The 14,063-nt window shown below is 66.9% G+C and carries 13 protein-coding genes; 6 read left to right on the top strand and 7 right to left on the bottom strand.

Going from position 1 to position 14,063, the window contains the following annotated elements; all coding sequences use genetic code 11:
• Window positions 1-4: 4 nt before the first annotated feature.
• Genes DFR39_RS20055 through DFR39_RS02135 form a run of 3 tightly spaced genes read left to right on the top strand, consistent with a single transcriptional unit; the run spans window position 5 to window position 1,117 of the window.
• Window positions 5-382 (top strand): AbrB/MazE/SpoVT family DNA-binding domain-containing protein, encoded by a 378-nt coding sequence (locus tag DFR39_RS20055; protein WP_246030648.1) that lies wholly within the window; start codon window positions 5-7, stop codon window positions 380-382.
• Window positions 379-837 carry a PIN domain-containing protein gene (locus DFR39_RS02140; RefSeq protein WP_133601881.1) on the top strand — a complete coding sequence of 153 codons (459 nt, stop codon included), beginning with the start codon at window positions 379-381 and terminating at the stop codon, window positions 835-837. Before DFR39_RS20055 ends, DFR39_RS02140 begins: the two co-directional genes overlap by 4 nt.
• Before the next feature lie 58 nt (window positions 838-895).
• Window positions 896-1,117, top strand: coding sequence for a hypothetical protein (locus DFR39_RS02135; RefSeq protein ID WP_133601880.1), 222 nt, complete (start codon window positions 896-898; stop codon window positions 1,115-1,117).
• A 30-nt stretch (window positions 1,118-1,147) separates the two neighbouring features.
• Here the strand turns inward: DFR39_RS02135 and DFR39_RS02130 are convergent, their stop codons facing one another.
• The gene (locus DFR39_RS02130; RefSeq protein WP_133601879.1) at window positions 1,148-2,275 is read right to left on the bottom strand and encodes a hypothetical protein; all 1,128 of its coding nucleotides are present in this window, start codon (window positions 2,273-2,275) and stop codon (window positions 1,148-1,150) included.
• A 123-nt stretch (window positions 2,276-2,398) separates the two neighbouring features.
• On the opposite strand from DFR39_RS02130, the gene DFR39_RS02125 reads away from it, so the two are divergent.
• Entirely contained in the window at window positions 2,399-3,394 is a 996-nt protein-coding gene (locus DFR39_RS02125) for a helix-turn-helix transcriptional regulator (RefSeq protein ID WP_133601878.1), read from the top strand.
• A gap of 11 nt (window positions 3,395-3,405) precedes the next feature.
• On the opposite strand, the gene DFR39_RS02120 is transcribed toward DFR39_RS02125, so the two are convergent.
• The 3 genes from DFR39_RS02120 to DFR39_RS02110 form a co-directional block, all read right to left on the bottom strand.
• Entirely contained in the window at window positions 3,406-3,993 is a 588-nt protein-coding gene (locus DFR39_RS02120; RefSeq protein WP_133601877.1) for a cob(I)yrinic acid a,c-diamide adenosyltransferase, read from the bottom strand.
• Between the two features lie 86 nt (window positions 3,994-4,079).
• Complete coding sequence (locus DFR39_RS02115; RefSeq protein ID WP_133601876.1) at window positions 4,080-4,334, bottom strand: hypothetical protein; 255 nt, start codon at window positions 4,332-4,334, stop codon at window positions 4,080-4,082.
• A gap of 174 nt (window positions 4,335-4,508) precedes the next feature.
• The gene (locus DFR39_RS02110) at window positions 4,509-6,026 is read right to left on the bottom strand and encodes an OmpP1/FadL family transporter (protein WP_133601875.1); all 1,518 of its coding nucleotides are present in this window, start codon (window positions 6,024-6,026) and stop codon (window positions 4,509-4,511) included.
• Between the two features lie 128 nt (window positions 6,027-6,154).
• On the opposite strand from DFR39_RS02110, the gene DFR39_RS02105 reads away from it, so the two are divergent.
• On the top strand, window positions 6,155-8,638 hold the full coding sequence (locus DFR39_RS02105) for a penicillin acylase family protein (protein ID WP_133601874.1): 2,484 nt from the start codon (window positions 6,155-6,157) through the stop codon (window positions 8,636-8,638).
• Between the two features lie 142 nt (window positions 8,639-8,780).
• A complete protein-coding gene (locus DFR39_RS02100) occupies window positions 8,781-10,205 on the top strand; it encodes an FAD-binding oxidoreductase (protein ID WP_133601873.1) in 1,425 nt (474 codons plus the stop codon).
• A 5-nt stretch (window positions 10,206-10,210) separates the two neighbouring features.
• On the opposite strand, the gene DFR39_RS02095 is transcribed toward DFR39_RS02100, so the two are convergent.
• The 3 genes from DFR39_RS02095 to DFR39_RS02085 form a co-directional block, all read right to left on the bottom strand.
• Window positions 10,211-11,044, bottom strand: coding sequence for a PEP-CTERM/exosortase system-associated acyltransferase (locus tag DFR39_RS02095; RefSeq protein WP_211343768.1), 834 nt, complete (start codon window positions 11,042-11,044; stop codon window positions 10,211-10,213).
• 76 nt (window positions 11,045-11,120) lie between these two features.
• Complete coding sequence (locus DFR39_RS02090) at window positions 11,121-12,719, bottom strand: SpoVR family protein (RefSeq protein ID WP_133601872.1); 1,599 nt, start codon at window positions 12,717-12,719, stop codon at window positions 11,121-11,123.
• A gap of 61 nt (window positions 12,720-12,780) precedes the next feature.
• Window positions 12,781-14,061: a YeaH/YhbH family protein gene (locus DFR39_RS02085; RefSeq protein ID WP_162849382.1), complete on the bottom strand. Its 1,281-nt coding sequence runs from the start codon at window positions 14,059-14,061 to the stop codon at window positions 12,781-12,783.
• Window positions 14,062-14,063: the final 2 nt, after the last annotated feature.

Here is a 14,063-nt window from a genome sequence, read left to right as displayed (position 1 = left end):
CACCATGACTGCAAGTGCAGCGGCTGCCGTGCTGGCCAAGATTACCTCCAAGAACCAGCTCACCCTGCCCAAGAGCGTGACGCAGGCGCTGGGGCCCGTGCAGTACTTCGAGGTACAGGCCAAGGGCGGGCAGATCATCCTGACCCCGGTGCGCATACAGCGCGGTGACGCGGTGCGCGCCAAGCTGGCCGAGCTGTCTCTGGACGAGGCCGATATTGCGGCGGCCCTGGACTTTGCGGCTCAGGCCCAGGACGTGCCGGCTGCCGCCCAGGCGCAGCCAGTAGCCACCAAGGCCGTGGCCAAGAAGCCCCAGCCGGCCAAGAGCCGCAGCCCTGCCAGCGCGGGCCGCAAGCCGGCCGCTCGCAAGGCCGCCGCGCGGTGAACCGCCGGCCGGCCGTGGCAGCTGCGGCACCCCGTGTTGTCTTTGATACCGCGCTGCTGCTGCGCAGCCTGCTCGCCGGTTCGAGCGCTGCCCAGGCCCTGCGCCAGTCCTGGCAGGACGCCGCTTGCCAGCCCCTGGTGGATGCCGACGCGGCCCGTGGCCTGATGTTGGCGCTGGGCGCACCCAGCCTGGGGCTGTCGGCGGCGCAGCAGCAGGAGCTGCTGGCGGACTTTCTGCCCTATGCCCAGGTGGTCCAGCGCCCGCAGACGAGTCAGCCCCTGCGCCCGCAGCGCGGGCTGCCCTTGCTGCAAAGGCAAGCCCTGACCCTGGCACGCCAGGCCCGGGCACGTTGGCTGGTCAGCGACAGCCCGGCCTTGCAGGCCTACTTCGAGCGCCATCGCGTGGCGCGGCCGCTGGAACTCGTGAGCAGTGAGAAATTCTTGGCGGGCCTGTGAGCAAACCCTGCCCTTGGAGCGTGCGGAGCTCTGCTAGATTGCGCACGCCCCAAGCATCATGAACAGCTTCGATCGTTCCACCTCCACCACTACCGGCATGTGGCGCGTCGTCTTCTACGAGCGCCGCGGTTACCGCATCCATATGGACCGAACAGGCCCCTGGCTGCCCAGCAAATCCCAGGCCCAGCATTGGGCCAACTGGTTCGGCCAGCTGGGCTATCACGTGGCCCTGCAGGACCAGATGGGGGGCATGGAACGCCTGAGCCCCGGCCTGCCCTGAAGCTGGGCAAGACCTGGCCCTCTGAGGCCTTCAGTGCGTTGGCTGCGGGTGGTGGGTCCGGTAGCCGCCCCGATCCAGCGCCCAGCCCTCGGTGGCACGGGGTTGTGCGTGGCGTTGCACATGCACGGGACACAGCTGCTTGGCCGCGGCACGCTGCACCAGCTGCTCGGCCTGCGCCGCGCTGAGCTGCAGGGCGAGTCGCGTCCAGCGCTTCATCACCAGAGGCTGGCTCCAGGCATCTTCAAGCGCCCAGCGAATCTGCTGGGCCTCGGTCAGCGTGCCCTGTCCCAGCTGCAACACCCGCGGTGCCAGGGCCAGCACAAAGCGGTTGAAGTCGGCGCGCAGGGCCTCGCCGTGCAGCAGAGCCTCCAGGCGAGCCAGGCGGGCGCTCCAGCCCGGCGTGGCCAGCTGTCGCGTTATCAGGGCCTGCAGTGCCTGGATGGGGTTGAACAGACGCAGGCGGTTGGGCGGCAGCACATGCAGCGGAATCTGGGCTGCTTCCTCGTGCGGCAGCTCGGTGACAAAGCTGCACAGCACGGCCACGCGCTGCCACTGGGCGGCGTCCAGGCCGGCCACGCTGCGGATGGGGCCTTGGCTGAGGCTGCGCGCCAGCTCGCTGGCGCTGGCCCAGCCATGACGGGCCTTGGCCGCATTGGCGCCGGGACTCATCACGGCCAGATTGCCGGCGGCATAGCCGGCGTCGTCGCGCACCCGGTCCACCGAGATCTGCTCCCCAAGGGGGCAGCGCAGGATGGGGCAATGGCTGACACCCAGCAGCTGCTGCAGATGATTGGGGGTGAGCTCCACCTCTTCAAAGGCGCGGCCGCGCTGCCAGGCGTGCAGGCGCAGGGCCAGCCAGAGCTTGGTGGCGCGCGAGGGGCGGGGCCCCGGGCGGCGGCCGAAGGTGGCCATGCCGGCCTGCCAGCCCTGCAGCAGGGGGGATTGATGCGAGAGATGGGCCACCGGCGGGGTCAGGCCGTGACGGGCGTGGTCAAAGCCCAGCTCGAAACCCAGATCATTGCTGCAGCGTGCCGCGGCGGGCTCAGCGGCCGGGGCGGTGCCAGTGGCTGGGTCCACAAAGCCCGCCAGCTCCAGCTGGGCGGCGGAGACGGGGCTGCCCGGGTGGGCGATGGAAGCGGCTGCTGCGATCTGTGCCATGGTGTGCTCCTGTTGATATGGCACAGTGTGGATCGCGGGTGGCTCACTGGATGAGCTACCTATCGAGGCCTGCAAAAGACGCGCAGGCTACTGACAAATTTGGGCAGGAGGGCCCGTCCCGCCATGGACCGCACCGAGCGCTTCTACAAGATCGAGATGCTGATACGCGGGCGCGAATGCGTGAGCTTCGCCACTTTGCTGGAGGCCCTGGAGGTGTCGCCGGCCACGCTCAAGCGCGATCTGCAATACCTGCGCGAGCGCCTGGGCGCCCCCATCGAGTACGACGCCCTGGCCAATGGCTACCGCTTCGGCCAGCAGTGGCGCGGCCAGCAGCATGAGCTGCCGGGCGTCTGGTTCAGCGAGAAGGAGCTGCATGCCCTCCTGACCATGCACCAGCTGCTCTCCGGTCTGGACGAGAACGGCCTGCTGAGCCGGCATCTGCAGCCCATGTTCGACAAGCTCAGCAGCATGCTGGGTGCCGACGCCCAGGAGGCGCAGCAGATCACGCGGCGCGTGAAGCTGATCAGCACCGCGCGGCGGCGGGTGGCCAGCGAGTTCTTCGAGACCGTGGGCAGCGCCGTGGTGCAGCGGCGCCGCCTGCATATTGCCTACCGCAAGCGCGGGGGCGGCGGTGCGGAGCGCTCCGAGCGCGAGATCTCGCCCCAGCGTCTGGTGCACTACCGCAACACCTGGTACCTGGATGCCTGGTGCCACCGCAGCGAGGGCTGGCGGCGTTTTGCGCTGGACGCCATGGAGCAGGCCCGGCTGCTGGACACGCCGGCCCAGGCGGCAGATCTGGCGACCCTGGAGGCCGAGCTGGACCGGGGTTATGGCATCTTTGCCGCGGGGGCTGGCCAGATGCTGCAGGCCAAGCTGGTGTTCAGCGCCGAGGCGGCGCCATGGGTGTCACGCGAGGAATGGCATCCGGCCCAGCGCAGCCGCTGGCTGGAGGACGGGCGCTGGGAGCTGGTCCTGCCCTATGGGGAGGCCACGGAGCTGCTGATGGACCTGCTGCGCCATGCGGGGCAGGTGCAGGTGCTGGAGCCCCCCGCGCTGCGCGAGGCCTTTGCTCAACGCCTGCGCGAGGCCGTCGCCCGCCTGGATGCCGCTCAAGCGTAGCGCAGCGAGGCTCAGTCCCCGGCCTGCTCCTGCTGGCGTTGCAGGCGTTCGCTGTGCCAGTAGACATCGTCCCCGCCCTTGCCATCGAGATTGGCGCGGTTGAGCACGCGGGCCAGCACAAAGAGCAGGTCGGAGAGCCGGTTCAGATACTGGCGCGGGGCGGCGTTGATGGTCTCCTGTGCGGCCAGGGTGACCACGGCGCGCTCGGCGCGGCGGGCCACGGTGCGGCAGACATGGGCGATGGCGGCGCTGCGCGTGCCCGCCGGCAGGATGAACTCGGCCAGGCGGGGCAGGGTGGCGTTGTGGTCGGCCAGGGCCTGGTCCAGGCGCAGCACGGCGTCTTCCTTGAGCAGGCTGTAGCCGGGCATGCAAAGCTCGCCGCCCAGATTGAAGAGCTCGTGCTGGATGGTGATCAGGAGCTCGCGCACATCCTCGGGCAGGGGCTCGGCCAGGAGCACGCCGATCTGGGAGTTGAGTTCGTCCACATCGCCCATGGCCATCACGCGCAGATGGTCCTTGGGCACGCGGCTGCCGTCACCGAGGCCGGTGCTGCCGTCGTCACCGGTGCGGGTTGCGATCTGGGAAAGTCGGTTGGCCATGGGCGGTTTGCAGGTCTTGCTTGGAAAAGGCCTGCATCTTGCCCCAGAAGCCCGGCCCTCAGACGCGACGGGCTTTCAAGCCGTTCTCAGTGGCGGCGACCCCGGCGGTGGAAGGCCGGCTTCTGGGCTAGGCGCGGGTCGTCGCCGTGCAGGGGACGCGGACGGCCCGGCACATAGGGCCCGTGGGCATGGCCCGCGTCCGCCGTCTCGGCGGGGCTGGCCGGCTTGTCGCCCAGACGCAGCCACTCGCGCCAGAGCTGTCTGAGCGAGTCCAGGCGCAGGGCGCCCACCACAAGCAGAAGCACCAGGATCAGCAGCAGCACATTGGCGGTATCGGACATGGCGCAACACTCCTTTGCGTGTGTGGCCGGCAGCCGCGCTCAAGGCAGCAGACGCTTGCCGACCGTCTTCATGGTGGCACCGGCGCCTGGGGCATGCAAGCCGCTGGATCAAAGTCCTGGCATCGGCCAAGAAAAAACCCCGCCGGGGCGGGGTTTGTAGCGCTGTTGCGGTGCTCAGAACTGCTGGTTGTACTGCACGCCGAAGAGCAGGGAGTTCAGCTTGTAGCGGCCCCGGGTGGTGGCGCAGCTGGAGGTGTTGCGCGTGGCATCGCAGATCTGGCTGCCGGAGGCATCGGTAATGCCGCCGTTGTCGAACTGGTCGATCTGGCCAGCCTTCACATGCACATAGCTGGCCGCCAGGTCGATGGAGCGCTTCTTGTCCAGCTTCCAGTTCATGCCGGCCGAGAGCCAGCTGCGGTCATTGTCCGGCAGGGAGGCCGTGCGGTTGCGCGGGTTGACGGGCGACTGGTCAAAGGCCACGCCGCCACGCAGGGTCAGGGCATCGCTCCAGTGGTAGTTCAGGCCCAGGGAGGCGCGCAGGGTATCGGTCCAGTTTTCCGGGGTGTTGCTGTCCGGCAGGTTGTTGGCGAAGTCGATGCGCAGTTCCTTGAAGCGCGAGTGACGGGTCCAGGTGATGTCACCCATCACGCCAAAGCGCTCATGCTGCTTGAAGAAGTTGAAGGACAGGGATTCCGGCGTGTCGATGTTCAGGCGCGCATCGCTGTTGGTGTAGGCCGCCAGCAGACGCTGCTGAATGGCCGTGCCGGCACCGGGCTGCACCGAAGCCAGGGCGGTGTTCAGCAGGGTGGCCAGATTGCCGGCCGGGGTGGCCACATTCCAGGTGGCATTGCCCTTAAGCTGGTGGCTGATGGACGAGCGGTAGGCCAGGCCAAAGCGGGTGTCCTTGTCGTACTCGTACATCAGGCCCAGATTGAAGCCGAAGCCCCAGTCATCGCCCGTGACTTCCACGCCGCCGGAGTAGGCGGGATTGCCCGAGACCTGCTTGACCAGACCGGAGAGCTGGTTCATGACGGTGGCGCGGATCATCTGCACCGGCACGCCCGGGTTGGCGGCGGCATTGGCAGCCACCAGCTGGTTGATCAGATTGCCCAGCGCGCCTGAACCAAAGTCGGCGCCCTTGACCAGCTTGCCGTCGATGTACTGGGCGGTCAGACCGGCGCCCACGCTGAGCTTGGGGCTGAGCTTGTAGGCCACCGAGGGGTTGAAGGCAATGGTGGTCAGCTCGGTGGACAGCGAGGTGTAGCGGCCGGCCCAGTTCTTGTCGTACTCGGTCTTGGAGCCGAAGGGCACGAAGACGGCCATGCCCACGGACAGATCGTTGGAGAGCTTGTGCGTCAGATAGCCATGGGGCACGGCCGTGGTCTTGACGAACTTCTTGGTGTCACCGCCGCTGATGGGCAGGCCAAAGGAGGTGACCGAGCCCTGGTCGCTGTACTTGGTGCTGGGCACCACGATGTTCAGCACGCCGGAGGCCTGGGTGCCGTCCAGGCGGGTCATGCCGGCGGGGTTGTAGAAGAGCACGGTGGCGTCGCTGGCTTCGGCGGCATTGGCGTTGGCCGTACCTTGGGCCGAGGCCGACTGGGAGCCGAAGTGGTAGCCCGAGGCCAGGACGCTGCTGCTGGCGAGCGCGCACAGCAGACCGAACATGATGGGAGAGGGGGCGAAACGCATAGGGTCTCCTGTTGTTGTTTAGCAGGGACCATGATGTCCCTATCGCTCCTCATAATAGCCAGCACCCGACTGGGGAAAGCCCGCGGCTTGATGCCGCAAGACAACAAGATATTAAGGAGAGACATCTAATGCGCAAGACCAAGGGCGCCCTGCGCGCGCAAGTCCTGACCCCTGTCGCCTTGGCGACATCGCTGGTCCTGCTGGCCGGCTGCGGAGGTGGCTCCGGCGATCAGAATCCGGCCGATCCGCCGCCGACGGCGGCGCCCACCTTCCAGGCCGAAGTCCGCTACACCAGCTACGGTGTGCCGCATATCAAGGCCGAGAACTTCAAGGGTCTGGGCTATGGCTATGGCTATGCCTTCGCCACCGACCATGTCTGCCTGTTTGCCCAGGAGACCGTGACCCTGCGCGGAGAGCGCTCGCGCTACTTTGGTGATGTGGATGCCAAGGGCATGCCCATCACCTATCTGGGCCAGTTCGGCGATTTCACGCCCAATCTGTCCTCCGACTTCTTCTACAAGCTCTTGATGACGCCCAAGCTGGCCACCTCGCTGAAGGAGGCGGCCAGCCAGGAGACGCGCGATCTGGTGACGGGCTTTGTGGCGGGCTACAACCGCTATCTGCGCGAGAAGGGCGAGAACGGTCTGCCCAACGAGTGCAAGGGCGCGGCCTGGGTCAAGCCGCTCACCGAGGAGGAGATGTACTGGCGCTTCAGCCAGGCCGCCATGGCCGGCAGCTCGATGCAGTTCATCAACGCCATCGGCAGCGCACAGCCGCCGGTGCTCAAGACGGCCTCTGCCACGCTGCCTGGCGCCAAGGCCCTGCGCGCCCAGAGCACGCGCATGGCCGTGCTCAACAGCCCCCTGGTGCGTGGCACGGATGCGGTGTACGAGCACATGATCGGCTCCAATGGCTATGGTCTGGGCAAGGGCGTGACCCAGAGCGGCGCCGGCATGGTGCTGGGCAACCCGCACTTCCCCTGGTGGGGGGCGCTGCGTCTGCACCAGCTGCACATGACCATTCCCGGTCAGTACGACGTGATGGGTGCTACGCTGCTGGGCGCGGTGGTGCCGCTGATCGGCTTCAACAAGGATGTGGCCTGGACCCACACCTTCTCCACCGACAACCGCTTCACCCTGTTCCAGCTCAAGCTGGACCCGGCCGATCCCACGCGCTATCAGGTGGACGGGGTCTTCAAGCCCATGAGCAAGACCACGGTGAGCGTGCAGGCGCTGCAGGCCGATGGCAGTCTCAAGACCCATGAGCGCACGATGTACGGCACCGACTTCGGCCCGGTGCTCAGCGATGGCGCGACCTTCGCCTGGAGCGGTGCAGCGGCCTTTGCCATGCGCGATGCCAATTACGGCAATTACCGCCTGATCGACCAGGCCCTGCTCAACGGCAAGTCCACCAGCGCCGAGTCCCTGCGCCAGAACCTGGCCACCTACAACGCCATGCCCTGGGTCAACACCATGGCGGCCGACAGGGCCGGACGAGCGCTCTACGCCAATTACTCGGTGGCGGCCAATGTCAGCGATGCGCAGCTGGCCAGCTGCGTGAACAGCCCCACGGGCCAGTTCTTGCTGGCCAGCCGCGGCCTGGTGCTGATGGATGGCAGCAAGAGCAGCTGCAACTGGAACGGCGCCATTCCCGCCGCCCAGCGTCCCTATGTGCTGCGTGATGACTACATCGTCAACGCCAATGACAGCCACTGGCTGCCCAATGATCAGGTGCGCCTGAGCGGCCATCCCAAGATCATCGCCACCGGCCCCGTGGCCGAGGGCGCGGAGCAGGGCGAACGCACCCGCGCCGGCATTGCCCAGGTGCTGGACCGCATGAAGGGCAGCGACGGCCTGGCCGGCACCGGCTTCACCCTGGCCAATCTGCAGCAGGTCTACGCCAAGAGCCGATTCTTCAAGGCGGAGATGTGGCTGGACGAGTTCCTGGCCGCCACCTGTCAGGGCAAGCCCACGCCCATTGTGGTCAAGGACTCCAAGGGGGTGGATACCGACATCAGCAAGGCCTGCGGCGTGTTGGCCATCTGGAAGAAGACCGAGGGCATGACGGATCCGGGCGCCCTGCTGTTCCGCAAGTTCTATGAGCTGGCCGGTGAACTCAAGGACGCGAGCTACTGGCGCGTGGCCTACAGCCCGGCCGATCCGGTGCAGACCCCGCGCGGCTTCAACACCGCCAACACCAAGGCCCGCACTCTGCTGGCCGACACGGTGCAGTGGTTCGCCGCCAACGGCTTTGCGCTGGAGGAGGTCAGTGCCCGCAAGCAGGTGGTCATTCGCGACGGGGCACCGATTCCCTTCCCCGGTGGCCGCTACACCTTCAACAATGTGCGCGGCAACCTCAGCGCTGGTCTGTACGGCGATCCGGTCTATGGCAATAGCTATATGCAGTTCGTGACCTTCGATGCCAATGGGCCGGTGGCCGAAGGCCTGCTGACCTATTCGCAGAGCACGCACACCTTCAGCGCACATTTCGCGGATCAGACCAAGCTCTATTCGGACGTCTTCCTCAAGGGCGCCAAGTGGGCCAAGCTGCCCTTCAGCGAGGCGGAGATCAAGGCCGATCCGGCCTACCGCTCCTTCAGCCTGAGCGAGTGATCGTCGGGTTCCCCGACTGCCAGACCAGGCCTGGGCGCACAGCGCTCAGGCTTTTTTTTGGCGCCTCGCGCCAGCAGCCTGGCGGCGCACAATCGGGGTCAAGAGGCCCCGCGCGGGCCGGCATCCCCTTCGGAGACAGTGCATGAACCACCCCAGTCCGGCCCCCGAGCTGCTGCAGTCCTCCCCACGGCGCGAGCTGCCGCACGCCATGCTGGAGGCCTTGCGCGCCCGCTTTGGCGAGCGCTGCTCGACGGCGCTGGCCGTGCGCCAGCAGCATGGTCGGGACGAGTCACCCTTTGATGTGGATCCGCCGGACTGTGTGGTCTATGCCCAGAGCAATGAGGAGGTGGCGGCCGTCCTGACCCTGGCGCAGCAGCATGGTGTGCCCGTGATTCCCTACGGGGCCGGTTCTTCGCTGGAGGGCCATCTGCTGGCGGTACAGGGCGGGGTGAGCCTGGACCTCTCGGGCATGAAGCAGATCCTGCGCGTCAATGCCGAGGATCTGACCGTCACGGTGCAGGCCGGCGTCACGCGCAACCAGCTCAATACCGAGATCCGCCACCAGGGCCTGTTCTTTCCCATCGACCCGGGGGCGGATGCCTCCATCGGCGGCATGGCGGCCACGCGCGCCAGCGGGACGAACGCGGTGCGCTACGGCACCATGCGCGAGAACGTGCTGGGCCTGACCGTGGTCACGGCCAGCGGCGAGATCATTCGCACCGGCTCCCGCGCGCGCAAGAGCAGCGCCGGCTATGACCTGACCCGGCTGTTCGTGGGCAGCGAGGGGACGCTGGGGGTGATCACCGAAGTCACGCTGAAGCTGTTTCCGCTGCCCGAGGCGGTGTCGGCCGCCATCAGCTTTTTCCCCAGCATTGATGCGGCCGTGCAGGCCACCATCCAAATCATCCAGATGGGTGTGCCGATTGCGCGCTGCGAGCTGCTGGACGCCAATGCCATACGCGCCGTCAATCTGCACGACCGCCTGGGCCTGCGCGAGGCGCCCATGCTGCTGATGGAGTTTCATGGCTCGCAGGCCGGCGTCGCGGAACAGGCCCAGCTGGTGCAGGAGATTGCCCGCGACCTGGGCGGCGAGGACTTTGAATGGGCCACCACGCCCGAGGCGCGCAGCAGGCTCTGGACGGCGCGGCACCACGCCTATCTGTCGGCCCTGCAGACTCGTCCGGGCTGCCGCTGCGTGACCACGGATACCTGCGTGCCCATCTCACGCCTGGCCGAGAGCATCAATGAGTCGGTGCGCGAGGTGGAGGAGGCCGGGCTGCCCTATTTCATCGTCGGCCATGTGGGCGACGGCAACTTCCATCTGGGCTATCTGATCGACCCCGCCGTGCCGGCCGAACGGGAGACCGCCGAGCGCCTGTCCGCCCAGATGGTGCAGCGGGCCCTGCGGCTGGAGGGCACCTGCACCGGCGAGCATGGCATTGGCCTGCACAAGCAGGGCTTTCTGGTGGATGAGGCCGGTGAGGGGGCCGTGGCCCTGATGCGCCAGCTGAAGCTGGCCCTGGATCCCCGCAACATCATGAATCCGGGCAAGATCTTCGCGCTCTGACGCGCTCAGAGCCGAGACGCTGGCTCGGGCGTGTCTCCAGGCGCGCGCGGACCGTCAGCGAGCCGGGCCCGTAGGGCGGGCAGGTACTCGGGATTCTGGCGGAAGTTCTCGAGCACGGCCGCCTCGATGACTTCGTAAAGCGGCTTGATCAGCGGCCGCAGATTGGCCACCACCTTGCTGGAGCTGATCAGCGAGGGCATGCGGGTGCCGCGGTGCTCGATGGTGCCACCAATGCCGTGGATATCGAAGCCGATGCGGGTGAAATGGGCCGCCAGGCGCGGCTCGGTCAGCACGAACACATGCTCCACATTCAGATGCCGCGCGATGGCGGCCGCGCCCAGGTAGAGGCTGATGGGGATGAAGGGGAAGCGAGGCGTCTGCCCGCGCGACTCGAAGTCTTCTTCCGAGATGGAGACGGCGGTGCCGGATTCGCCCTTGCGCTGCCGGAAGTTGCTCATCACGGCCAGCCGGGATACCTCGCCAATATCTTGGCGGGGCAGGGCTCTGGGATCGATGATGGAGCGGTCAATCACCTCATCGCAGCTCACCTCGAAGGGCAGGCGGGCCTCGGGCTGGCCGGGGTAGGCCATGACCAGGCGGGTGCAGCCCACCGGCTCACCGCTGCCGCGCCGACGCAGCAGACAGTGCACGGACTGCGGGTCGTACTTGTCGGTTTCCAGGCCGTCCTCGCGCAGAGGCTCCCAGCCCAGATCGCGGCAATAGACCTCATGCCGGATGCGGTAGACCTCTTCGATGCTCGCGGGATCCAGGGCGGCCGACAGCTCAAACAGCTGGTTGAAGGTGCCACCCAGATTGCGACGGTCCATTTCGACGTTCAAGTTGCATCCCTCCCGCTAGACGACCTTGCAGGATATGTCCAGGCATGGGTGCTGCCTAGGCCCTAGAACCGGGGGGTCAGTGCGCGGGAGGCGGCACGGTCCAGCGCTTGCTGATGTCACCGCGATCGTTGACGCTCTCCAGATGCACACCAAAGCCCCAGAGCCGGGCCACATGCTTGAGCACCTCCTGTGCGCCCTCGTGCAGGGGCCGGTTCATGTGCTGGGTGTGGCGCAGGGTGAGAGAGCGGTCGCCGCGCAGATTGACGTTCCAGACCTGGATATTGGGCTCGCGCGTGCTGAGGTCGTACTGGCGCGACAGGGTCTCGCGCACGTGCTGGTAGCCCGACTCGTCGTGGATGGCCGAGATCTCGTACTCGCTCTGGCTTTCGTCATCCACGATGGAGAAGAGCCGGAATTCGCGCATCAGGTGCGGGCTCAGGTACTGGCCGATAAAGCTCTCGTCCTTGAAGTTGCGCATGGCGTGGTCCAGCGTGGGCAGCCAGTCGCTGCCGGCGATGTCGGGGAACCAGCGCCGGTCTTCCTCGGTGGGCTGCTCGCAGATGCGCTTGATGTCGCTGTACATCGCGAAGCCCAGGGCATAGGGGTTGAGATTGGCCATGGGCGGCTGGGCCACCACATTGGTGTGTGACTTGAGCCACTCGATCATGACGCCGTCGGTCAGGTAGCCGTCGTCGTACATGGTGTTGAGCAGCTTGTGGTGCCAGAAGGTGGCCCAGCCCTCGTTCATCACCTGGGTCTGGCGCTGCGGGTAGAAGTACTGCGCGATCTTGCGCACGATGCGCACGATTTCTCTCTGCCAGGGTTCCAGCAGGGGCGCATGCTTCTCGATGAAATAGAGCAGGTTCTCCTGCGGCTCCTCGGGGAAGCGCCGCGCCTCGCGACCTTCCTCGGCACGGTCCTTGCCGCGCGGCAGGGTGCGCCAGAGTTCGTTGATCTGCTGCTGGGCGTAGGCCTCGCGATCGTGCTGGCGGGCGCGCTCCTCGGCGAGCGAGAGCTTGGAGGGGCGGCGGTAGCGGTCCACGCCGTGGTTCATCAGGGCGTGGCAGGAGTCCAGAAGGGTCTCCACCGCGTCCAGGCCGTGGCGCTCCTCGCATTCGGCCACATAGTTCTTGGCGTAGACCAGGTAGTCGATGATGGAGGAGGCGTCCGTCCACATGCGGAACAGGTAGTTGCCCTTGAAGAAGCTGTTGTGCCCGTAGCAGGCGTGCGCGATCACCAGGGCCTGCATGGCCATGGTGTTCTCTTCCATCAGGTAGGCGATGCAGGGGTCGGAGTTGATGACGATCTCGTAGGCCAGGCCCATCTGGCCGCGCTTGTAATGGCGCTCGGTGGCGATGAACTCCTTGCCATAGCTCCAGTGGCGGTAGTTCACCGGCATGCCCACCGAGGCATAGGCATCCATCATCTGCTCGGAGCTGATGACCTCGAGCTGGTTGGCATAGGTGTCCAGGCCGTAGCGCTCGGCGGTCTGGCGGATCACCTCGTGGTACTGCTCGATCAGCTCGAAGGTCCAGTCGCTGGGGCCGGGCAGGGGGCCGGCGGGGCGCTGCTTCAGGGGCAGGAGCTGGCGCAGGGGCTCGCGGCAACGGCGGCCGCCATATTCGCTTCGATCGGCCGCGATGCCGATCTGGCGGCGGTTCTCGATCATGCTCATTGGATAACCTCCGTGCTGCGCACTGCGCTGGGAGCCGCCTTCGGAGCGGCCGGGCCGGGGCTCATGCGCTGGCCCCTTCCTTCTTGAACAGGTCGCGGAAGACCGGGTAGATCTGCGCCACCTCCACCGCCTTGCGCATGGCGAACAGGGGTTCCTCGTCGGCCAGCTTGGCGTATTCCTCCCAGAGGTTCTGCTCGGCCTCGGCCACCTGCACATAGGCGAAGTAGCGGCACAGGGGCAGGATCTTCTCGGACAGCAGCTCGCGGCAGCGGCCGCTGTCGTGGTGCCAGTTGTCGCCGTCGCTGGCCTGGGCGCCGTAGATATTCCACTCGGTGGGCGAGTAGCGCTGGCGGATGATCTGCTCCATCAGCACCAGGGCCGAGGAGACCACGGTGCCCCCGGTCTCGGTGGCGTGGAAGAAGTTCTGCTCGTCCACCTCCTGGGCCTGGGTGTGGTGGCGGATGAAGACCACCTCGATCTTTTCGTAGTGCCGGGTCAGGAAGAGGTAGAGCAGGATGAAGAAGCGCTTGGCCAGGTCCTTGCGCGACTCGTCCATGGAGCCGCTCACATCCATCAGGCAGAACATCACGGCCCGTGTGGTGGGCTGGGGCACGCGCACGCGGTTGCGAAAGCGCAGGTCGATGGGGTCCAGAAAGGGAATGGCGTCCAGGCGCTGGCGCAGCAGCAGGATGCGGGCCTCGGTTTCGGCCAGCAGGGCCTGCACCTCGGGCTTGGCCGCGTCCTCGCGGCGCAGCAGGGCCAGGCGCTCTTCCAGCTCACGCAGCTCGCGGCGCTTGTCCATGCCCAGGGCGATGCGCCGGCCCAGGGCACCGCGCATGGAGCGCACCACGTGCAGATTGGTGGGCGTGCCGTCGCTGACGAAGCCGGCGCGGTGCGTCTTCCACTCGGGGGTCTCGGCCAGGGTGGTGCGGGCCAGATTGGGCAGGGCCAGATCCTCGAAGAAGACCTGCATGAACTCCTCCTTGCTGAGGTGGAAGACGAAGTCGTCCTCGCCCTCGCCGGAGTCGCTGGCTTCGCCGCCCCCGCCCTGGCCCGCGCCGCCCTTGGGCTTGGCGATGCGGTCACCGCGCACATGCTCGGTATTGCCGGGGCGCACCACCTCGCGCACGCCGCCCTCGCCATGGCTGAAGACGGGTTCGCTGATGTCCTTCTTGGGGATGTGCACCTCTTCCCCGCGCTCCATGTCGCGGATGCCGCGCCCGTCCACCGCGCGCCGCACCGCCTCGCGGATCTGCTCCTTGTGGCGGCGCAGAAAGCGCTCGCGGTTGCCGATGGACTTGTTCTTACCTGACAGTCGACGATCGATGATTTGTTGCAGCATCT

It is taken from the genome of Roseateles asaccharophilus, assembly GCF_004362405.1.
GTDB lineage: Bacteria > Pseudomonadota > Gammaproteobacteria > Burkholderiales > Burkholderiaceae_C > Kinneretia > Kinneretia asaccharophila.
The sequence above is the reverse complement of the archived record's forward strand: the minus strand, read 5'-3'. Positions and strand labels throughout refer to the sequence as shown.